At 59.9% G+C, this 20468-nt stretch carries 21 protein-coding genes, 1 tRNA gene and 1 pseudogene; 5 read left to right on the forward strand and 18 right to left on the reverse strand.

The window, feature by feature from the left end; genetic code table 11:
* The first annotated feature begins 13 nt into the window (after window positions 1–13).
* Complete coding sequence (locus tag BLW25_RS02790; RefSeq protein WP_171909460.1) at window positions 14–2260, forward strand: glycosyltransferase family 61 protein; 2247 nt, start codon at window positions 14–16, stop codon at window positions 2258–2260.
* A 96-nt stretch (window positions 2261–2356) separates the two neighbouring features.
* Here the strand turns inward: BLW25_RS02790 and BLW25_RS02795 are convergent, their stop codons facing one another.
* The 9 genes from BLW25_RS02795 to BLW25_RS02835 form a co-directional block, all read right to left on the reverse strand.
* Window positions 2357–2710: a cupin domain-containing protein gene (locus tag BLW25_RS02795; RefSeq protein ID WP_092896119.1), complete on the reverse strand. Its 354-nt coding sequence runs from the start codon at window positions 2708–2710 to the stop codon at window positions 2357–2359.
* 17 nt (window positions 2711–2727) lie between these two features.
* Window positions 2728–4116, reverse strand: coding sequence for an NAD(P)/FAD-dependent oxidoreductase (locus tag BLW25_RS02800; RefSeq protein ID WP_092901405.1), 1389 nt, complete (start codon window positions 4114–4116; stop codon window positions 2728–2730).
* A 27-nt stretch (window positions 4117–4143) separates the two neighbouring features.
* Window positions 4144–5262 carry an ABC transporter ATP-binding protein gene (locus BLW25_RS02805; RefSeq protein WP_092896121.1) on the reverse strand — a complete coding sequence of 373 codons (1119 nt, stop codon included), beginning with the start codon at window positions 5260–5262 and terminating at the stop codon, window positions 4144–4146.
* Window positions 5259–6053, reverse strand: a complete 795-nt coding sequence (locus tag BLW25_RS02810; RefSeq protein WP_092896123.1) for an ABC transporter permease — start codon at window positions 6051–6053, stop codon at window positions 5259–5261. The genes BLW25_RS02805 and BLW25_RS02810 overlap by 4 nt, the downstream gene beginning before the upstream one ends.
* Entirely contained in the window at window positions 6050–6913 is an 864-nt protein-coding gene (locus BLW25_RS02815; RefSeq protein WP_092896125.1) for an ABC transporter permease, read from the reverse strand. Before BLW25_RS02815 ends, BLW25_RS02810 begins: the two co-directional genes overlap by 4 nt.
* 143 nt (window positions 6914–7056) lie before the next feature.
* The gene (locus BLW25_RS02820) at window positions 7057–8127 is read right to left on the reverse strand and encodes an extracellular solute-binding protein (protein ID WP_092896127.1); all 1071 of its coding nucleotides are present in this window, start codon (window positions 8125–8127) and stop codon (window positions 7057–7059) included.
* A 30-nt stretch (window positions 8128–8157) separates the two neighbouring features.
* Window positions 8158–8826 (reverse strand): helix-turn-helix domain-containing protein, encoded by a 669-nt coding sequence (locus tag BLW25_RS02825; RefSeq protein WP_092896129.1) that lies wholly within the window; start codon window positions 8824–8826, stop codon window positions 8158–8160.
* Between the two features lie 194 nt (window positions 8827–9020).
* A complete protein-coding gene (locus tag BLW25_RS25300; RefSeq protein ID WP_092896131.1) occupies window positions 9021–9221 on the reverse strand; it encodes a DUF6778 family protein in 201 nt (66 codons plus the stop codon).
* A gap of 79 nt (window positions 9222–9300) precedes the next feature.
* Window positions 9301–10722: a GGDEF domain-containing protein gene (locus BLW25_RS02835; RefSeq protein ID WP_092896132.1), complete on the reverse strand. Its 1422-nt coding sequence runs from the start codon at window positions 10720–10722 to the stop codon at window positions 9301–9303.
* Window positions 10723–11062: 340 nt separating this feature from the next.
* On the opposite strand from BLW25_RS02835, the gene BLW25_RS24215 reads away from it, so the two are divergent.
* Window positions 11063–11158 (forward strand) — tRNA-Sec (locus tag BLW25_RS24215).
* 167 nt (window positions 11159–11325) lie between these two features.
* Here the strand turns inward: BLW25_RS24215 and BLW25_RS02840 are convergent.
* The 9 genes and pseudogenes from BLW25_RS02840 to BLW25_RS02880 all read right to left on the reverse strand — a co-directional run bounded on the left by BLW25_RS02840 (window position 11326) and on the right by BLW25_RS02880 (window position 17710).
* The gene (locus BLW25_RS02840; RefSeq protein WP_092896134.1) at window positions 11326–11595 is read right to left on the reverse strand and encodes a helix-turn-helix domain-containing protein; all 270 of its coding nucleotides are present in this window, start codon (window positions 11593–11595) and stop codon (window positions 11326–11328) included.
* The gene (locus BLW25_RS02845) at window positions 11592–11876 is read right to left on the reverse strand and encodes a hypothetical protein (RefSeq protein WP_143040425.1); all 285 of its coding nucleotides are present in this window, start codon (window positions 11874–11876) and stop codon (window positions 11592–11594) included. Before BLW25_RS02845 ends, BLW25_RS02840 begins: the two co-directional genes overlap by 4 nt.
* On the reverse strand, window positions 11849–12034 hold the full coding sequence (locus tag BLW25_RS24220) for a hypothetical protein (RefSeq protein ID WP_092896138.1): 186 nt from the start codon (window positions 12032–12034) through the stop codon (window positions 11849–11851). Before BLW25_RS24220 ends, BLW25_RS02845 begins: the two co-directional genes overlap by 28 nt.
* Before the next feature lies 1 nt (window position 12035).
* The gene (locus BLW25_RS02855; protein ID WP_092896140.1) at window positions 12036–12227 is read right to left on the reverse strand and encodes a hypothetical protein; all 192 of its coding nucleotides are present in this window, start codon (window positions 12225–12227) and stop codon (window positions 12036–12038) included.
* The gene (locus BLW25_RS02860; protein ID WP_092896142.1) at window positions 12224–12589 is read right to left on the reverse strand and encodes a hypothetical protein; all 366 of its coding nucleotides are present in this window, start codon (window positions 12587–12589) and stop codon (window positions 12224–12226) included. Before BLW25_RS02860 ends, BLW25_RS02855 begins: the two co-directional genes overlap by 4 nt.
* Window positions 12576–13319 (reverse strand): N-acetylmuramoyl-L-alanine amidase, encoded by a 744-nt coding sequence (locus BLW25_RS02865; RefSeq protein ID WP_171909461.1) that lies wholly within the window; start codon window positions 13317–13319, stop codon window positions 12576–12578. The genes BLW25_RS02860 and BLW25_RS02865 overlap by 14 nt, the downstream gene beginning before the upstream one ends.
* A 1425-nt stretch (window positions 13320–14744) precedes the next feature.
* Window positions 14745–15525 (reverse strand): annotated as a pseudogene (locus tag BLW25_RS02870) (IS5 family transposase); the annotation flags it as partial.
* A 107-nt stretch (window positions 15526–15632) separates the two neighbouring features.
* Window positions 15633–16532, reverse strand: a complete 900-nt coding sequence (locus BLW25_RS02875) for a hypothetical protein (RefSeq protein WP_143040426.1) — start codon at window positions 16530–16532, stop codon at window positions 15633–15635.
* Window positions 16532–17710, reverse strand: a complete 1179-nt coding sequence (locus BLW25_RS02880; protein WP_092896148.1) for a tyrosine-type recombinase/integrase — start codon at window positions 17708–17710, stop codon at window positions 16532–16534. Before BLW25_RS02880 ends, BLW25_RS02875 begins: the two co-directional genes overlap by 1 nt.
* A 706-nt stretch (window positions 17711–18416) precedes the next feature.
* Here BLW25_RS02880 and BLW25_RS02885 point away from each other — a divergent pair.
* The 3 genes from BLW25_RS02885 (at window position 18417) to BLW25_RS02895 (ending at window position 20433) form a co-directional block, all read left to right on the forward strand.
* Window positions 18417–18656: a glutaredoxin domain-containing protein gene (locus BLW25_RS02885; protein WP_092896150.1), complete on the forward strand. Its 240-nt coding sequence runs from the start codon at window positions 18417–18419 to the stop codon at window positions 18654–18656.
* Between the two features lie 144 nt (window positions 18657–18800).
* Window positions 18801–20042, forward strand: a complete 1242-nt coding sequence (locus BLW25_RS24615; protein ID WP_216279320.1) for a phage head spike fiber domain-containing protein — start codon at window positions 18801–18803, stop codon at window positions 20040–20042.
* Window positions 20035–20433, forward strand: coding sequence for a hypothetical protein (locus BLW25_RS02895; RefSeq protein ID WP_092896152.1), 399 nt, complete (start codon window positions 20035–20037; stop codon window positions 20431–20433). The genes BLW25_RS24615 and BLW25_RS02895 overlap by 8 nt, the downstream gene beginning before the upstream one ends.
* Window positions 20434–20468: the final 35 nt, after the last annotated feature.

Raw genomic sequence — 20468 nt, forward strand, 5'->3', positions numbered from 1 at the left:
GATGACTGCTGAGATGGACCTGACAGACAAGGGTGATCCGGACAAGCTGGACGAAAGCGGTCCGGCCGGGGCGGTGGTAAAGCGCAAACCTGCGAAAAAGCGTGCCCGCGCGGCCTTTCTGCCGCGTCCTGACCCGGCGCCTTCGATTGCGGCGGCTATGGCGGGTGGCAGTTTCTTTCTGCAAGGCGGGCGCGTTGATGCCTGGTATAACGAGGCCGCGCCCGGTGGTCATTCCGATGTGCTGATGGTCACATTCGACAACGTGACGTCAATCCATGCGCATGAACCGCATCAACCCTGGCTGTTGGGCCGTGCGCTGAAGATCAATGTCCCGATCCTGGGCCTTTTGGCGGGTGAGCGCGACTGGTATCGCAATGCCGATGCACAAAAGCTGCTCACCCAGCTGCATGAGGCTGGTTTTTTCAGGCGTTTCCGCAGGGTTGTGTTTATCGGAACGTCGATGGGCGCCTTTGCCGCGCTGGCATTGTCAGCGCTGGTGCCCGGCGTCGAGGTGGTGGCCTTTTCACCGCAGTCGACACTCGCCCCTGATCTTGCCCCGTTTGAAGACCGCTATCCCGGCCCGACCCGCCACTGCGACTGGCAGGATCTGCCTTTGCGCGATGCAGCGGACTCGCTGGCGCCGGCGGCGCGGATCTGGCTGATCTATGACCCGTTCAACCGCACCGACCGGCTGCATGCCAACCGGCTTAAGGGCGACAATATCGAACGGGTCCATTTCAATTTCGCGGGCCATCGCATGTTGCGTGAATTCCGCCAGTCCGAGATGTTGAATGATCTGATTGCCGGGCTGGTGCTGGGCGAGATGGACCGCACTGCGGTGAACCGTCATATGCGGCAACGGCGCGAGATCGACGCCTGGCAGAACGCGCTTTTGCGCAAGGGCGAGGCGCTTGGCCATGCTGCGCTGACGGCGCGTGCCGCCCGCCGGCTGTTCGCAATCCACCCGGAACGGCGCGATCTGCGCAAACTGGCCTGGAAGCTGGAACGCATCGCCCGGGGCGAGCCGGCGGAAAGCCGCGAGGAACGCCGGGCCCGTCGCGAGAAAAAGACGGCCGCGCGCAGGCTCCGGGCCTGGAAGAACGGCAGTGATACAAGCCTGAACGTCTCTCATCCCGATCTGCGTCCGCCCTTTACCGGCGAGATCCGGATGCTGTCCAACGCGCTGATCCTGCCCGAGCGCGAACATGATACGCCGTTGGCTTCGGGTGTGCTGCATGCCGACGGAAGCTGGTGCGACCTCTCTGAAGCCTGGATCCGGGCGCGAAAATCCACTCCGGCGCCGGTGTTGTCAGATCAGGACGAGATTCGCGATCTGCCGGGCACGCATCTTTATGGCGGCCATTTCCGCGGCCATTTCGGGCATTTCCTTGTGGAATCCACCGCGCGGCTCTGGGCGCTGGACCATCTGGGCGAGACGCCCGAAAGCATCCTCTATCTGCCCTATCGCGGCGATGTGGAGGCGATTGAAAAGGTGATCAGGGGGCACGCGCCGTTCTTCCGGCTTCTTGGCATTGACCTTCCCGTGCGCACCTTTGGCGAGGTGCTGCGGGTGGAGCGGCTGATCGTTCCCGAGCTTGGGTTCGGCTGGCTTGAACGCTATGCCGGCTCGCCCGCATATCGTGATTTCATGCAAAGTCGCCTGAGCGCGGCGGCGGTGGCTGAGGGCGGCGAAAAGCTCTACGTCTCGCGGGCACAGTTGCGAGCGAACAAGGGCGGGATCCTCGGTGAAACGGTGATTGAGGAAAACCTTGCCCGCGCCGGGTTCGAGATCTTCCACCCCGAGCGCCATCCGCTCGAAGTGCAGGTCGCGCGGTATAAGGCCGCGAAGATGATTGTGGCTCTGGACGGATCGGCGCTGCATCTGGCTGCCTATGTGATGCAAAAGGGGGGACGGGTGGGGATGATCCTGCGCCGCTCCTCCGCCCTGATCCTCAACGCCCCCGATTACGACCTGCAATTTCGCAATTTCGCTGGTCTGACGCCCGATGTTATCAATGTGATCGTCAATGACTGGGTGGCGGGAGATGCAAAACGGGCCGATTTCCGTTCAGTCGGCGAGGTTGATTTCGTGGCGTTGTTCGACCGGCTCAGGGATCTGGGCTATCTGCCTGTTGATTTCCGCCCAGAACTGCCGACGCAGGACGAAGTCCGTGCCATGCTTGCGCCCTTCCAGGACCATCGCGGCGATTCCTTGCGTCCGCTGATGCGCGGTGAAAAACATGGGGATGAAGAAGACTGACCCCATTTCGCGGCCCCGCCAGGCCGTGAAATAAGGGGAGGCGAGTGATCGCCCCCCCCTTACTCTTCCGGTCAGGGATCTGGTCGCTTTGTCGTATCAGCCTTCGAAAAAGACAAAGATTTTGCGGGTATGTTCCTGGATCTCCCAGGTGCCTTTCCAGCCTTTCGGCAGCATGATCGCATCCCCCGGCCCGAGGGTCTTCTTCGTGCCGTCGAGATGGGTCATCACGATCCTGCCTTCCAGAAAGTAGCAGAATTCGGCGGCAGCTGAGCGGTCAGCGGTGAACTGGCCCGGCGTGCATTCCCAAAGCCCGATCTCCAGCACACCATCGGGTGAGGTCCAGAGCGAATGCGCGGCCTCTTGCTGGCCAGGATTCAGGGTGGTCGGCTTGTCTTTCAGCTGGCCGAGGTCGATCCCTGAAAGGGCAGTGAAAACGGAAAGATCAATCATAGCTGTCTCCTGCGGCCTTAACGACCGGTCAGTTTATTGGCGAACTTGGCGAGGGGCGAGCTTTTGGTCCCGCCCGAGCGGGCTTCCTGGCGGTCGGCCAGGTGATACAACCAGTACATTCCGTGGACACCGAGCCAGCGGAAGGGTTCGATTTCCCATTTTTTCGGACGGCGGTTGACCCAGGGCAGGCTGGTGCGTTCGGTATTGCGGTCAAGGACCAGATCCGCGAGCGTCTGCCCCGAGAAATTCGAGGTCGAGACGCCGAGGCCCACATAGCCGCCGGCCCAGGCCATGCCGGTATTCGCGTCCATGCCGGCGGTCGTGCACCAGTCGCGCGGCACGCCCAGCACACCACACCAGGCGTGATCGATCGACAGGCCCTTTGTCTGTGGCAGCATCCGGTAGAGGATCTCGATCAGCGCCTCGACGGTTGCGGGCTGGGTCTGGCCGTTCACATCGGTTTTTGACCCGAAGCGATAGGGCACACCGCGCCCGCCCATAGCGATGCGGTTGTCGGCGGTGCGTTGCGAATAGCAATAGGCGTGGCTGGCATCGGCGAGGAGCTGGAACTTCTCCCAGCCGATCTCATCCCAAAGTGCGTCGGGCAGGGGCTGGGTCACGATCTGCGCCGAATTCAGCGGCAGCCATTCGCGCTCCTGGCCCTTGATGCCATGGGTGAACCCTTCGGTCGCGCGCACGATGCGTTTGGCTTTGACCGTGCCGCGACTGGTGACCACGCGCCCCTTTTCGATGCTGGTCACGGCAGTCTGTTCATAGATCCTGACGCCGCGCCGCTCGACCGCTTCGGCCAGCCCGCGCACCAGTTTCGCAGGCTGCACCCGCGCCACATTATGGCGCACCAGCGCGCCTTTTGCATTCGGCACCCGGATGCGCGCGGCGGCCTCAGGGCCGTCGATCAGCTCCAGCCGTGTCGCAGGCACAGACCACGACATCGCCGTCGCGTAATCTTCCTGCAGGCGTTCCCATTGCGCGGGGGTCTGGGCGAAGGTCAGGCAATCGGTCATCAGGAAGTCGCAATCGATGCCTTCCTTTTGCGTCACCCGTTCCACCTCGGCCACGGTGCCGCGCAGCTGACGCTCGAATTCGATCACGCCTTCGCGGGTGCCGGTCGAGAGGTATTTGTTGCGGCTCCAGCTGAACTCGCCCGAGCACCAGCCGCCATTGCGCCCCGAACCGCCAAAGCCCGCGAATTCCTTTTCCACGATCGCGATCCTGAGCGAAGGTTCGATCTCGGTCAGGTAATAGGCAGTCCAGAGCCCGGTATAGCCCGCGCCGACGATGCAGATATCGACTTCGATATTGCCGGGCAGCGGCGGGCGGTAGCCGGGCGTGCCGCCGATATTCTCATACCAGAACGAGACGCCGCCGTTTTTCTTAGCTTGCATGTTCATCACCTGTTAGTGGCCCAGGACCTAATGTCCGCCTACCGAGCCGTCATCGGTCAGAAGCCTGCCATCTTCCGGCTTCCAGGCCAGCTCGATCCCGGCCCCGATCCCGAAAGCCTCGCCTTGCGTGGCGGTGCGCGCCACGATGGGCGTGCCGTCCGCGAGGAGAACTTCATATTTCATTGCCGATCCCAGATAGATCGCCTCGCGCACCGTGCCCTGAATCACATTGGCGCGCCCGTTGGCCGCACCCGTGCCGGGGGCCTGGACGGCGACATCTTCGGGGCGCAGCAGAATGACCTGCACGCCGTCAGATTTCGGGATGCCGGGGGTCGAAATGGTGGTTCCGCCGACATCCAGCGCGGTTTCCGCGCCATTCACCCAGTGGCCGCCGCGCAGGATCGAGCTTTCGCCGATGAACTGGCCGACAAACAGGGTCTGCGGGTCAGAATAGAGCTGATGCCCGGTCCCGACCTGTTCGATCCGGCCTTTGTTGAAGACCGCGATGCGGTCGGACAGAACCAGCGCCTCTTCCTGGTCATGGGTCACATAGACGAAGGTCGATCCGAGCTCGCGATGGATGCGCCGGATTTCCAGCTGCAAGACTTCACGCAGCTTTTTGTCAAGCGCACCAAGGGGTTCGTCCATCAGGAGGACCGAAGGGTCAAAGACCATCGCCCGTGCCAGCGCGACGCGCTGCTGCTGGCCGCCGGAAAGTTCGGACGGGTAGCGATGCGCGAATTTCTCAAGATGCACCTTGGCGAGTGCGCCATCAACCAGGCGGTCACGCTCGGCTTTAGCCACACCGCGCTGACGCAAAGGGTAGGCCACGTTCTTCGCCACCGTCATATGCGGGAACAGCGCGTAATGCTGGAACACCACCCCGATATTGCGCTTATGCGCGGGGACATTGCTGATCGGGCGCTCGCCCAGCCGGATCTCGCCCCGGCTCAGATCGGTGAACCCGGCGATCAGGTTCAGCGTCGTGGTCTTGCCCGATCCGGACGGCCCGAGAAAAGACATGAACTCGCCCGGCTCGACCCTGAGCGACACATCATCCAGTGCTGTGAAATTGCCGTAGAATTTCGAACAGGCCTGGATGTCGATGGCCGCGCCCTTGCGGCTGCCGGTTTGTTCATTGGTCATGATTTGCGCCCTTTACGGGTTCCGAAGATAAGGCCCAGTCCGATGACGAGCGTGGTGGTCAGGAAGATCAGCGAGCCGACGGCTGCGACGGTCGGATCGGCGTCGCGGGTCATCGATGAGAAGATCTGCACCGGCAGGGTTTTCAGCTGCGGGCTGGTGATGAACAGCGACACGATGACTTCGTCAAACGAGGTGACAAAGGCGAAAAGCGCGCCGGACAGGATGCCGGGGCGGATCAGCGGCAGGGTCACGGTGAAAAACGTGGTCAGCCTGTTGGCGCCGAGGCTGGCGGCGGCGGTTTCAAGCCGCTGGTCAAAGACCGCAAGGTTCGCGCCAACCGCGATCACCACGAAGGGGATCGCCAGCAGCGTATGGGCCAGCACATAGCCGGTCCAGGTCCCGACAAGGCCCTGGGTCAGATAGACTGCGTAAACGCCCACTGCGAGGACGACGCCCGGCACCACCATCGGCGTGATCAGCAGCATCCGGATCAGGCCGGCGGCACGGGACTTCATCCGCTCGATCCCGATGGCGGCCATGGTACCGATCACGGTCGCCACAACCGATACCATCACCGCAACCTTCAGCGAGGTGGTGAAACTGTTGAACCATTGCGGGTTGGTGAAGAAATTCTCGTACCATTTCAGCGAGAACCCACTTGGCGGGAAGGCCAGCGATTTCTTATCGGCGAAAGACATCGGCACCACGACAATGGTTGGCGCGAGCAGCCAGATTGCAATCAGCGCAACCGTCAGCCCGAGGATAAGCTTGCCAGGATTGAAGCGTTTCACCGGCTGCCTCCGCTCATCTTGTATTTCTGCCGCATGAAGGGGGCGGCAAGGGCGAGGAAGCCGAAGGTCGCGATCAGAAGCACAACCCCCATCGCGCCGCCCCGTCCCCAGTTCAGCAGCGACAGCACCTGTTGCTGCACAAGGGTCGAGAGCATCGAGCTTTGCGTGCCGCCAAGCAGCATCGGCGTGATGTAGAAGCCAAGCGCGAGGATGAAGACGATGGTGGCGCCGGCGAAGACACCCGGCAGCGAAAGCGGCAGATAGACCTGGAAGAAGGTCTTGACCGGATGGGCGCCCAGGCTTTTTGCCGCCTGGATCAGCCGCAGGTCGATGCCGCGCATCACAGCATAGAGCGGCATGATCATGAAGGGCAGCAGGATCTGGGTCATGCCGATGGTGACGCCCAGCTGGGTGCGGATCAGCTTGACCTTGTCAAACCCAAGCGCAAGCAGCGTCTTGTTGATGACACCGCTGTCTTGCAGCAAGATCACCCAGGCCAGTGTGCGCACCACGCCCGAAACCCAGAACGGCACCAGCACGCACATGATCAGAAAGAGCCGCAGGCGCGGGCCCACGACCGACATCGCATAGGCATAGGGATAGGCCACGATCGCGCAGACCAGCGTCACCACGGCAGCGATGCGGAAGGTCCGGATCAGCACGGTCATGTTCACCGGCGTGTTGAAAAACCAGTAGTAATTGTCGAGAAACGCATCGCCCTCGGTAAAGCTGCGGCTGATCACGGTGCCAAGCGGCACCGCCATGACAAGGATCAGGATCGCCAGCGCAGGCAGCGTCAGCAAAGCGGGATGCGACAGGATCCTGCGGGGCGAGAGGGCGCTTGGGTCGGGCACTGACATGGATCCTCTGACGGGGCTCGTGACGTCTCTTCGGGGCCGGCTGCCGCGTCAGCGCGCAGGTGCCGGTAGGGAGCTGCGGCGACCCTGGCAGGGGTCGCCGCAGCATGACCGCGCAGGCTCAGGCGCGCGGGGTTCGGTTGGGCTTAGTTGCCTGCGATGAATTCAGCCCATTTCTCGCTGAGAACATCGTAGTTATCGACCCAGTATTGCACATTCTGGTTATAGGCCATCGCCTGTTTTTCGGGCGTATTGGTCATGAAAGAAGCGGTCAGTTCATCGACCTGCGGCTTCGAGTCGATATTGATCGGCGAATAGGAGGTCTCTTCGGCCATTTTGCTTTGGGCTTCGGCGCCGAGATAGGCATTGATCAGCGCATGGGCGGCGTCGACATCCTTGACGCCGACCGGGATGGTGATCTGATCCTTCACGACGACCCAGTCCTGCCAGACCGGCTCATAGTTCGCACCATTTTCCAGCGCGGCCTTGCCACGGCCGGACCAGACCATGACCATATCAACCTCGCCCGATTCCATCATCTGCGCGCTTTCCGCGCCGGTGGTCCACAACACGAGGCTGTCGCGCATCGACCGCCATTTGTTCAGGCCCCGGTCGATATCTGCCGGGAAAAGATCAGCCTTTGCCACGCCGTCATTCAGAAGCGCGAGCTCGATCATATAGCCTTCGGCATCGGAATAGCCGGGAATGCCGCGGGTGCCGGGGAATTTCTCGGTATCAAAGAAATCCGCCCAGGAAGCCGGGCCGTTCTCGGGCCATTTGTCTTTGTTGTAGAGGAACATGATCGCATAGTTCATCGCGGGAACCGAGCATTCCCCGACCTGGCCTTCCGGCACTTTCGAAATGTCGAGCTTCGAGAAGTCAAGCTTCTGGAACAGGGTGCCACAATGGACAAAGGGGGTGTAGTCGCCGGTATCGACCACATCCCACATCACATTGCCGGATTCGACCTGGGCCTGGATCTTTGCGTTTTCGGTGGGGCCGTCCGACAGGAGCGTGACCCCGGATTGCGCCACGAACTGGTCAAGGGCGGCGATCTGGCCGTCCTGGAAAGTGCCGCCATATGACACGAAGGTCAGTGTCTTGCCGGCAAGCGAGCCCTCGGCGGTTTCGCCTGCGACGGGGGTATCGGCCTGCGCCTGAAGGGAAAGGCCAAGGCCGAGGATCAGCGACAGGCCGGTGAGGTTTTTCAGCTTCATTGCGGTTGCTCCCTGAGTGTAAGATTTTGTTTAATCATATTTTATCTGGATCCGGTCTTCGCCGGATCTTTCGCTGCGGCCGGCGCGGAACGTGTCGAGATAGCCGGTGGTCGAGGTGGGCGGTGAGGTCACGAAGAGGACCGAGGCCGGCCCGGTGCCCGTATTGGCGACGCGGTGGGGGACCGAGCTCTGGAATTCGATGCTGTCGCCCTCATCGAGCTGGTAGCTTTGCGGGCCGAGGTCGATCTGCACCTTGCCGGCCAGAACGAGGATCATCTCATGTGAATCGCCGTGGCTATAGGCCTCGTCGCCGGTCGAGCCGCCCGGCTCGAATTCCGAGACATAGGCCTCGAACTGGGTCAGCGGCCGGCGCGAGAGCAGCATTTTGCGATGCCCGCTCATCTCGGGCAGGGTGGGGCGATCCTTGCGGCGCAATACCGGGTTCTGCGCGCTGTCGGTGAAGGCGAAAAGCTCGGCGATCGAACAGCCGAAAGCATTGGCGATGCGGATCAGCGTTGAGGTGCTGGCACCGGTCAGGCCGCGTTCAAGCTGGCTGAGAAAACTGGCCGACGTCCCCGTTGCATCGGCGAGCTGGCGCAGCGAGAGGCCGCTGGCCTTGCGCAACCGGCGCAGACGCTCTGCCAGCAGCCGCTGCTGGTCCGAGGTTTCTGCAGTGATTGCATCGCTGAGCTGTGACACGAGAATCTCCGCCCAAATGCCCGGGCTGGGGTGTGGGATAGCAGTTCCAGATGTCCCACTGCACAAGTGTTAAGTGATACTTTATTTATGGGCAATGATTCTGAACGCGCGGTGAAAAGTTGTCATCAGACCGGCGCAGCTGACCTTTTGGCGGCAATGAAAAGCGCCGCCTGTCGCAGGAACAGGCGGTGTTTTCAGGGGGAGGGTCGATCAGCGATCCAGGTGCCTGAAGCTGTCCTGGGGCCTTCGCCACAGCTGCTCCGCCAGTTTCGGAACACCGCCTGGAGATCTTCGGTGATCTCGACCTTCGGGGTAAAGCCACAGGCATCTGCCTCGGCAGCGTCCTGACTGGCCAAAGCGGCAATATCGGCTTTGACCGCAAAGCTCCCGGTCAACTCTGCTCAGCATTCGTCAAAGGGACGCCCTGAAGATGGGCAGCGCGCCGGCAAGGAATAAGGGTCTTTATGTGGGAGGCTATTTTCCGGACACCCCGACCGTGACCACCCGGTTACGTCCCCCATGTTTCGCCTGATAGAGCGCATGATCCGCCTGCTGCATCAGGGCGTCCGGCGAGGTTGCGCCGTCAGGCCGCGCGACGGCAAGACCGATGCTGGTGGTGACCGCAATCAGGATCGACCCGTCGCCAACCCGTACCGGTTGTTCGGAGACAACGGTCAGCAGGCGCTCGGCCACTGATTGCGCCTGCTCAAGCGTAACACCATTGATCATCACCACGAATTCCTCGCCACCCACCCGCGCAAACAGATCAGCCGGGCGCAGCATCCGGACAACCCGCCGCGCAGTCTCACGCAGGACCTCGTCACCGGCTGCATGGCCCCAGGTGTCATTTACGGACTTGAAGTGATCGAGATCTATCATCAGCATCGCGGTGCTGAGATCGGCTGCGGCAAGCCGTCTCGAGGCCTGTTCGTGGAAGGCCGCCCGATTGGTCACGCCGGTCAGCGCATCATGACTGGCCAGATAGCGCAGCCGCTCGGTCAGTTCGTTGCGGCTGCGCATCACGATGGCGAGGGTGATCGGCACCAGTGCAATCGCCGAGGCGCCAAGGCGGAACGAAGACAGCGCGGCCTTGTCGGGGAACCCGTCGAGATAGGGAACCATCCCGCTGGCAATCACCCCAAGTGCCATGACCCCGAAGACCAGCGTTAGCACAGCGGTTGCAAAGACAGACCAGGTCAGGCCGCACCAGAGGAGCGCAAGGACAGGGAAGGCCACTGCACCGGGGCCACCGATCAACAGCGAGGCGATGAAGGTCAGGACAACCATCATGGCGGGAACAAGGTCGCTTCTGTCTATGAGATCGAGCCGGTACCAGTATTTCCTGATCTGCACCAACGGCGGCGCAGAGAGGATCACAGGGAGAAAGGCGATGTAGGTGACGAACTCACCCGCCGTCCAGTAGACGATCCCGCTGAGCGCATCGCCGCCCCAGTACTTTATGCCGGCGATCCCCCCCAACAGGCCTGAGGCAAATCCGCCTGCAAGCGAGGCCAGCACGATCCACAGCATTGAAACCGGCTGTCGCAACTCGCTGATCTCGGCCGGCAGACGGGTCAGTATGGCATAGGCGGTCGAGATACTGATGATATTGGCGATATTGAGGATCAGGGCCTTTTCGAGACCCGCGCCAGTCAGCAGGTCACCGATCATGAACCCGGCGAAGCCCGCCATCCAGCCGGGCGCCTGCGCCATGACCGGATTGCGCAGCATCAGTCCAAGCATGATTGCATTGGCCGGCCAGATACTGGCGAGAAAGCCGACCGGTCGACTGTAGATCCCGAAAAGGGTTGCCAGGAAGATTGTGGCAAAAAGCACCCCGGCTGCCCGCCAGGCTTCAGGTACGGCCGCGACCCGGAGTTCCATATCTGCGTTCATCCGTAACCCCTTACATCCCTCTTCCTGTCTGTCTGCCGGCTTTTGCCCGTCCCCAACTTCCGACCTCTGTTTTTACAGATGTCCTGTAGGATTCCGGCCGCTTCCTGTTGTCAGACGAGGAACATCCTCTGCACCACCAGACCGATCCGCGTCACAGAAGGACGGCTCGGACCAATATCCCGTCAATCTGCACATGCTTTCGAAAAAAAAGTGTTAACGCGGATCAGGCCAGGTGATGAATTGTCACGGTCATAGCCTCAGCATCCGCCACGAGCGCGCGCCCGCCTGGCGGCTCCGTGCTTGCGCCGCCAGCGCCGCGTCACTAGTTTTGATCCGTGAGGGAAGGGAATCGTCTCCGGTGGGGCGGTCGGTCTTCAAAACCGGTTGGGGCAGCGAGACTGTCCCGGGTGGGTTCGACTCCCACTCCCCTCCGCCAATTAAATGAATTAAGTATTTGATATTATTTAGTTTATCCGGGTTGTAGTGATCCTGTTCCGCCGTTCATTCCCCCACTTGGCGAAGGAACTTCCCGGAATACAGCGGAATAACTGTCACCTTTTTGTGATCGGGTCTGCCCCGACCGATGCCGGGGCAGGGCAGGGGTCACGGGCACCCGGCCACGCTATAAACGAGGCTTGTGCTGCGATTGAGATACCTGCCGATCTGCCGGAAGCTCGCGCCACCGTCCCGCATCTCGACTATCTTCCGGCGATCTTTCGCGGTGAGCTGACGCCCCCGCCGCACAGATCCGGCGGGCGCCCATGGGTCATAGGCCTCCGCGATCATCCCGGGCGGGATAATCTTCACCTGACAGCGCACCGGGACACCATAGCGGGCGGCGATTTCGGCCCGAACCTTGTCGGAATAGGTCATGCCGTTGCCGCGCCCTTTTCCCGGCGATATGCAGCCCGGAGCATACCCTTCACATCGCCGCAGAAAATGAAGTCGAGGCTCACGCCGGTCTTCTGGCAGAAGTCCATGATCTCGGAAGATGGACCGCCATCGGGGGCCAGCAGGGACTGCGGCGCTTCGACCTCCAGAACCCCGGCAGCATAGGAGGCGCGGCCTGCCGCTGTAGCAGGAACATTGTCCTCGTCGTCCCAGGGAAGTTCCTCTGCCTCCCCGGTCATGGCGACCAGTAAAGAGACTGCCATTTCAAGAGCACTGTTTTGAAATGGCTTAGGCCGAACATCACTTCCGGGTTCAACCTCTTTTCGTTCGCAAGGATCTGCGTCTGGATCAGCCCGATTGCGGCGCAGAGGTTTTCATGCGGAGTGCAGAGGCGGGCGGCGCGAAACTTGAAATCTTCCATATTACTCACTCGCCCCCTCTGCGGCGGGTTTCAGGAGAGCCAGTCCAGCATTCAGCCGGATCAGCGCGGCCTCACAGCCCGAAGCCAGAGCCTTGCGGTCGTCATCGGGATCGTGCCGGGTGGTCATCTCGAGAAGCTGGACCAGATCGCGGGCACGAGTAAGTTCATCAAGTGCGTCGAGGACCTGGCTCATTGCGACACCCCCACAAGTGCGCGGGCCTCGGCCCAGAGCTCCGGGAGTTCCGTGATGTCAGGCATCCCGCCTTGCCCCCAATCAGTCGAGGCAATCACCTTCATGATGAAGTCGGCGGCGCTCTCGGCCGGGATGGTCAGCAGAACCAGCCCCATCCCGTCCAGTTCTTCGACCAGCGGATTAAACTCTGTGTTTTTCATCCCTTCGGTCGCGGGTCCGTTGATATAGGCACGGAAAGCGGCCCATTCCCGATAGGCGGTGGCGACCAGCGTTTCATCGAGGCGCAGGGTGCAGGCTCTGGCGGGAACTGCGCAGCCAGCCAGGGCGGCAGGGGCGAGAGTCAGGAGGTCACGCCGCTTCATGGCCAGCCTCCTTCGTCCAGAAGCCCATGCCCCGCGCGCGTTCATGCTCCTCGGTGCCGTCTATCACTACGGCTTGCATTTCCTCCGCGACCTCAAGTGTCAGGGCGATGCTACCGAGCTTCACGGCCTCGCTGGTACCGCCGGTATCGCTGCTCTCCAGCGCGATCCGGGCAGTCCTGATCAGGGCGGCAACCGTATAGGCGAAATCATTGGCGCGCTCATCAGGAACAAGGCCCGCGAAGATTTGACGATCCGCAATCATGCTGCCACCCCCGATTTGATCAGGTGCAGGGCGTGGCGCAGGTAGCTGGCGGCTTCGGCCAACTCGCGAGCGCTCGGCCCCGCCGCGACCGTTGCGGGCGATCACCTTCACGCCGCGATCCCGCAGGCCGAGAGCGCGGACCATGCCGGCCTGGACGCCGCGCGCGAGGCGAGCGCTGTTGGTGGTGCCGCTGGTCAGGGTTTCGGTTCCGGTGGCGCTGGCGGCCTCCGCGCTGTTGAAATGCAGCTCGACTGAGGCAGAGACGCCCAGCCTGTCAACCTCGGCATAGGCGCGGCCGATCTCGCTGGCGCCATGGGTGCGGCGCACGATCACGTAGCGCGCCGGGTCCAGATCCCGGATCGCCACCGCGAGGTCGCTGTTGATGTCATATTCGGTACGCTTGTCCGTCACGCGGACAGCCCCCTGCGACCGGGCGTTATGCCCGATCACCAGAGCGATCTTGCTCATGTAGATCTCCATTTTGGATGTGAAAAAGCCCGGCGCAATGGCCGGGCATTGTGGTAATCAGTTTCAGCTTCAACTTCAGCTAATTTAACTGAAAACCTATGATATTATATGTGTCACTTACTGCAGAGGGAGAATAGAATATCCTGCCAAAACTGCATTGTTTCTCACTGACTTATCCAATGAATCGAACGTTTCTCGAACCACCCCTTTCCTCGGCACAGAGCAAAATTCATTCGAAAGCTCTGTGGAGGCCACAAACGTGTTACCTTCTATAATCAACGAGTCGCTAATGACGCCGGAAAAACTGAAGGTCCGCGCGGCCTCCGGCAGAACCTGAGAAGCTAGCGATTTACCAGAGAGATTTGAAGACAATGGTGCATCCACTACAATACTTCCCTTGTACCTGAATGGCACCACCCGTTGAGACCAATAATGTTCAATGATCAACCTGGACATCTGAGGCACTTCGACTGGCATCGATCTTGTATCAGATACCTCACTTTGATGATTAAATTCCTCACCTGAAGAAGAGCTACTGGAACTTGACCATTTTATACCGTATTGCACCTCACCATTTACGCCGAAGCCGTAAGCCTCATATTTAGCGCCGGTTTTAACAGTCACATTTTCCTCACGACCGACTGTCAAGGATCGTCCCTTTGTCTCCCGTGCTCCGGTTATCCATCTTTCCGAGTGAGTATAAGTAAATGTTTGATCACGAGGGGTGCAATTTGTATATACCTCCCGCATCCCCATGATTTTCGCAGGAATACCTTCCCAGTTTGGCTCCTCAATCGACACTGACGGTCCACTTACGACAATCAATGGACCCCCAATTGTTAATTTACCTAAAACCGGATAACACACCTGTCCATAAACCAGTGCGCATATAGTTTGCCGCGGTGCACACGCAAAAAGCCACACCGCAGGGCCGATATTTTTGGTAACATCTGAGCAAGGTGTCATATCAGGTTCGCACCGCTCACCTACCACCTCGCTTCGACAAGACTGAGAAATATCAAAATCTTTAAGAGAGGACAATTCTTTCGAAAGCGATGAAGCTACATTAACGTGAACCCTTGGCTCTGACGGGATGGCGGCATTTCCATTAGCTTTATGGATACTCGCCCCCTCGCTCTGCGCCGTCGCATCAGGCTCGCTAAGCAACGATGACACACACTCACAAACTGGAGCAGAGGCTCCGCTGCCATTACGGCATTGTGCAGCCTGACCGGTGGCACAACTAATGGAACACTGATCACCAACATCATTGGATGCCGAACAGCTCTGAGCGAAACCAGGCATCGCAAATAAGCTGAAAATAATTGAAAGTAACAAACGCATCACAAACCTCTCGCTATAGCACAGGCTGATGAAAACTGAATTTGTTAGACTATCCACACTTCTACTGCGATGTCTAGGTCGTGTTGACAAATGGCGGAGCCAAAGCCTGATGCAGGCGACGTCGACGAAGCCGAGGAAGCTTTCGGCGGTTTTGTCGTAGCGGGTTGCCAGCCGACGGCTGTTTTTCAGCTTGTTGAAGCAGCGCTCGACCATGTTGCGCAGGGTATAGATGGTCATGTCGACAGCCTTGCGCACCTTGCGGTTCTTTCGCATGGGGATCATGGGCAGGGCGTTGCGGCTCTCGATGTCTTCCCGAATTTTATCAGAGTCATAGCCCCTGTCGGCGACCAGAACGGCGGGCTGTGGCAGATTGTCGGCCATCACCAGATCGTAGCCGGTGTAGTCGGAATCCTGCCCTGGCGTGATCTCGGTCCTCATCGGGAGGCCTGCGCCGTTGACCCGCAGGTGGATCTTGGTCGAGAAGCCACCTCTCGAACGGCCAAGAGCCTCTTGTCAGCAGTCCCCCTTTTGCGCCCGCCGCATGATGATGGGCGCGGATCACAGTGCTATCAACCATCTGGAGCTTGTCTGGCGCGATCCCAGCGTGGTTCAGCGCGTCCAGGATGTCCTCCCATAGCCCTGCGAGCGTCCAGCGGCGGAACTGGCGGTAGACTGAGGACCATTTACCGAACTCTTCAGGCAGGTCGCGCCAAGGCGCGCCGGTTCTTGCGATCCAGAAAATACCATTCAGAACAATACGATGATCCGCAGGTTTCCGCCCATTCGGGTGTCGGACGCCACGAATGAAGCCCTCGAAGAAGGCCCACTCATCGTCGGATATCAGGTTGCGCGCCAAGCCCATCTCCCAAGTAGAGAGGAGCTTGAATCATAGGGCGACCGCCAGCGGAACCCCTTTTGTCAACACGACCTAGCGAAACAAACTGGGACAGTGGCCCGCACTGTCCCATCTTAATCTGAGACAGTGCCTGGCGGTGTCTCAGAAATATGCCTGTACCAAGTTTTACTGTTGGAGCTTCTGGTCGCTCCAAGACCGCGACTGGCAAGTATCTCTGCTGCGCGAGCAACGCTCATGCCTCCATCGACCAGTCTGCGCATCTCAGTGATGATTTCTTCCTTCTCCGAGCGCCGAGCGCTTGCCTTGGCCTTCCCCCCGGCACTGGCCGCGCTTTTCAATTTTCGTGCCTTAATGATATCAATTTCGACACCTTCAAGGATATTTTCCAGATCTCGCAAGAGATAACCTGCAGAAAAATCATCGTTGGATAAATGTTGGTGGTAGTGGATTGCGGATGCAATGAAGGCTGGGGATGAATGGTGAAAATTCATCCAGCAGTATTCGAATATTGCCGCGTGAGTCCATCGCGATGCGAAGCGCGCCGCGAGTTCCTTCAACCTAATGTCTCCGATGAAATACCTAACAGCAGGGCCAATTTCGTTCTCGTCTGGGTCGTAAAGTCCAAATTTTTCCAGAACAGCCCCCGGCAGCGTCGATATTGGGTCGCCACGTTGGAAAACCGCTGATCTAAGGAAGCCATTGGAAAATCTGCCGTTAATTGCCTTTCGGATCCAGCTCAATCGGTACATGCCGAGGTCATCACCAACCTCGTAAACATCGTTAATGAGAAATTGAGAAGAAAATTGTTCAGCCTCATCCTTAGATAGAAAAAAATTAGTAAGGATAGCAGGGTGCAGCGTACCCTCTTGCATCTCTACTGAAACTTTCCAAACTGATTCAGTTGGCTTGCCACCGCAAACCATTATCAATGGAAGGTCTTCATCCTCAGGAGCATGGACGCTAACAGTAACATCCCGAATGATAATTGATCGGCAGGGTTTCTCTAGATCCATCAGCCGATCCTTCCAATAACTTTCGCAGGCTTCTGATCCAGATAGCCCGCCCATGCTTCCATCATCTTGCGCCGCTTTTCGAACAGATCGGAGCGGGCATAGGCGCGCTCGACATCATCACCGACAGTATGCGCGAGCGCGTGTTCGGCCACCTCGTTCGGAAAGCTCGTCTGCTCCTGTGTCCATGTTCTAAAGCTGGTACGGAAGCCGTGAACATCGACGGGAAATCCAAGCTCCTTGACCAGCTTGGACAGCGTCATATCGGACAGCATCTTCGCCCTAATGGTCCCGGGGAAAACCAGATCCTCATCCATGCCCTCGGCCTCGCGGAGCAGCACAATCGCGCGCTTTGATAGGGGCACACGGTGAGGGCGCTTCATCTTCATTCGGTCTGCCGGCACATTCCAAGCCCCGGTCTCGAAGTCGATTTCCTGCCAGCGGGCGCCGCGGGCCTCGAGCGACCGGGTGCAGGTTAGGATCAGGAACTCCAGACAAAGACGGGTGGAAAGGCCCGCCTTGGACTGGTGGACCGTCGCAATCAGTCCGGCGACCTCATTGTAGGGCAGGGCGCGACGGCGCTGCCGAGGTTCTGTCTGCTTAGGCAAGGCATCGGTCAGGCCGATTGCAGGGTTATCCTTGCGCCACCCCTTCGCGATGGCCGATTTCATCACCTTGCTGATTCTCTGACGGATGCGTGACGCGGTCTCGGCCTTAGCGACCCAGATCGGCCGCAGGATCTCCAAGACATCAGCACTGGTCACCTCGGAAACCTTAGTGCGGCCGATGCTCGGGAAAACATAGGTCTCCAGCGTGCTGAGGAACTGATCAGAGTGCTTCTTGTTCTTCCAGGTCGGCGCAAGCATTTCGTGGATGCTTCGTGCCTCCTCTTCGAACGTGAGGATTTCCTGCCGGGTGCGTCGGTTCTGGAGCGGGTCACCGCCGGCCCGCGCCAGCTTGCGATTTTCGTAGGCGGCAATTCTGGCCTCGGCGAGGGTGACAAAATCGACGCTGCCCATTCCCAACTCGCAACGCTTACCGTTTATGACTATCCTCTGGATCCAGAACTTGCCTCCTGACGGTTCAACGCGCAGGAATAGGCCGTGGCCGTCGAAGTACTTTCCGGGCTTGGTGACGGTCTGGACGTGCTTGGCTGTGAGAGTTTTCGCAGGTCTTCGCAAAACAGGTAACCTAACCTTTCATTCCGGCATCACTTCCCCCACTCGGCGCGGGCTTCCCGTGAACGTTAGCGGAACATCCCGGAACATAGCAATACGGATTGAGCCAATGGAATAAGGGGCAAAATACTTTGGCGGACCATGACGGAATTGGCGGAGGCAGACACTACCCTCCGCCAATGTAACTATTTAAGTGTTTTTAATATAACGATAATTGCCGAAAATTTTCCAATCCATCCCGCAATGCGGCGTGGAGCGAACAGGACCTCATTGGAACAGCAAGGCACAGTTCGCTTGCCATTCTGAGACCTACCCCAACCGGCGCCGGGGTTGGGAGAACGCAGAGGTTATGGGCACCCGGCCACGCTGTAAACAAGGCTGGTGTTGCGATTGAGAGGCCGGCCGATCTGCCGGAAGCTCGCGCCGCCATCCCGCATCTCAACTATCTTCCTGCGATCTTTTTGCGGAGAACTGGCAACCCCGCCGCACAGATCCGGCAGGCGCCCGGGGGCCATGGACTTTCGCGATCACTCCGGGAGGGATGATCCGGACCGGGCAGCGCACTGGGACACCATAGCGGCAGCGACCTCGGCGCGGACCTTGTCTGCATAGGTGATGGCTCAGGCCTCCCAAGCGACCCCTGATCAGTGCGGTCAGCGCGTTCGGCTGCCATCCTCGAGGTTTACAAGACCCGCCTGGGAATGTCGTAATGGCGGCTTCAATCACCATTTACAGTCGCCATAACTGCCCCCAGTGCGGGGCCACGGTCAGGAAGGCGGAGGCTCTTGGCCTGCAGTTCTCCTATGTCGATCTGGATGACGACATCGCGGCCGCCGCCCGGTTGCTCGCCCAGAGCCATCGCAGCCTGCCCGTGGTCAAAGCGGGTGACCAGGTCTGGAGTGGTTTTCGGCCCGACTTTCTCGAAAAGGTGAGGAATCAGGATGTCTGATGCCGCTGTCGCCCATTCCCGTGCCATCGATGTCGGTGGACAACCCGCTCTGACACCGACAGATCAGGCGGCTCCCGTTCTGGACTGGATCCGGATTGACCAGCTCGTGGTCGATGACCGCTACGCCGCGATGCGACCGACGCCATGGACGGCGTGGTTAAAAGCGTGGGACTCCCCAAGGTTTTGCTGCCCTACCAGGTCAAAGCAGTCGGCATGCTGAATTCGGTCCGCGATTGCTCGGCGCTCTTCATCGAAAGGAGACGGCGCGTCGGCCTCACTTGGGGCCTTGCCTCCTATGCCGCGCTGCGCGCCGCGCGCCAGCGCACGGCCGGCGGCATGGACATGATGTATATCTCCTACAGCCGGGAGATGACGCGGGAATTCATCGACGCCTGCGCGATGTGGGCGCGGGCCTTTAATATCGCGGCCGGCGATTTCGACGAGAACGTTCCTGCGCCCCATGTCGATGCGTTTTCCACCGGCTATCGTGACCTGCCCAGCGTTTCGACAGGCCACAGCGCTGTAACGCCCGATACTGGGCGCCATCCGAAGGGCGGGCGGCGGAACCTGTACCAGCAAACCGATATTATGACGAGTGCCGCTGGGTGGGAGATACAGGACACCCCCACCCAGGATGGCCCCATTGCCTCTCCTTGGGAAGGCGAACTGGCATACCTGTTTACCAATATCGCAGGGCGGTCGACTTTCCTCAGACCTCCGGGAGGAGATAATCTCCTACGAGGAACCCCCTATGTGAGGAGCATCCGCGCAAAACTGATATCTGCGGCTCCGCCCAGTTCGATAGGCAACATTATTGCCCTTGAACAGACGCTAGGATCCGGGACCGCCGCTGTCAGGTTCGACATGCTCACAGGCACTATCTTGCAGACTAGCGCTGGCGCTGTCGGCGAGATTGTCGCACTAGGCGACGGATGGCATGAGTTGACCGCCAAATTCACCACGGCTGTAAGTGGCGGCTCGGAGCCAGGCGCCCGAGTGATCTATATTGGTAATTACGGCGCCTCTGACAGCTCCTCTACATTCGCTATCTCTATGCCGCAGCTTGAGGAGGGTTCCCTGAAGTCTCCATACCAGCGTGTCACAACCGTCAACGATATTACCGAAGCCGGTAAGCCCTACATCTGGCACCTGTGGAATGACGGCGGCGACAGCCTGAACGCGCCACCGCTTCCGGCCGACACCTATGGCCTCGCTTATGTCGATGTGCTGGGCGGCGTGACCATCACCACCGTAGTTTCAGACGGAACCACGCCGATCAACCTGCTGCGCGCCGAGCGTCAGGCCCAGGTGATCCTGCGCCAGGGGGCGTTTACCGCCGCCGAAGAAACGCAGATCCGCAGCTATTGGGGAGGGCTCTATGTCTGAGATCCGCATCACCATCGCTTGCCCGGTCGCGCATCTCGCCGATGCCGGGCAGTTTTCGCGCGCCACTGGTTACGGGCCTGAGGATGAACATACCTTCACCATCGCGCCCGAATACCAGGATGCGGCCGGCAACCGCTACCGCGTGGCCTCGGGCCTTGTCGCGGGCGTCTATCTGATGAATGCGGTATCGCCGCTGACCGAACCCGCCTGGGGCACCGACATGGCCGCTGCCGACCGCGCGCAGGCCATGATCGCGGTCTGGCAGCCGCTGGAAGATCCGGAAGCCCTACCGGAGCCATTCGCCGTGCCTGACCGCATCGCGGCGGTGATTGGGGACGATCCGCAGGCTGCGAAGGCAGTTATGGGCCTGACCCGCAGCGAAAGCGCCTGATCTGACTGCTGCCGGCTCCGGCCGGCGGCAGAGCC

The sequence above is a fragment of the Rhodobacter sp. 24-YEA-8 genome (genome assembly GCF_900105075.1).
Classification (GTDB): Bacteria; Pseudomonadota; Alphaproteobacteria; order Rhodobacterales; family Rhodobacteraceae; genus Pseudogemmobacter.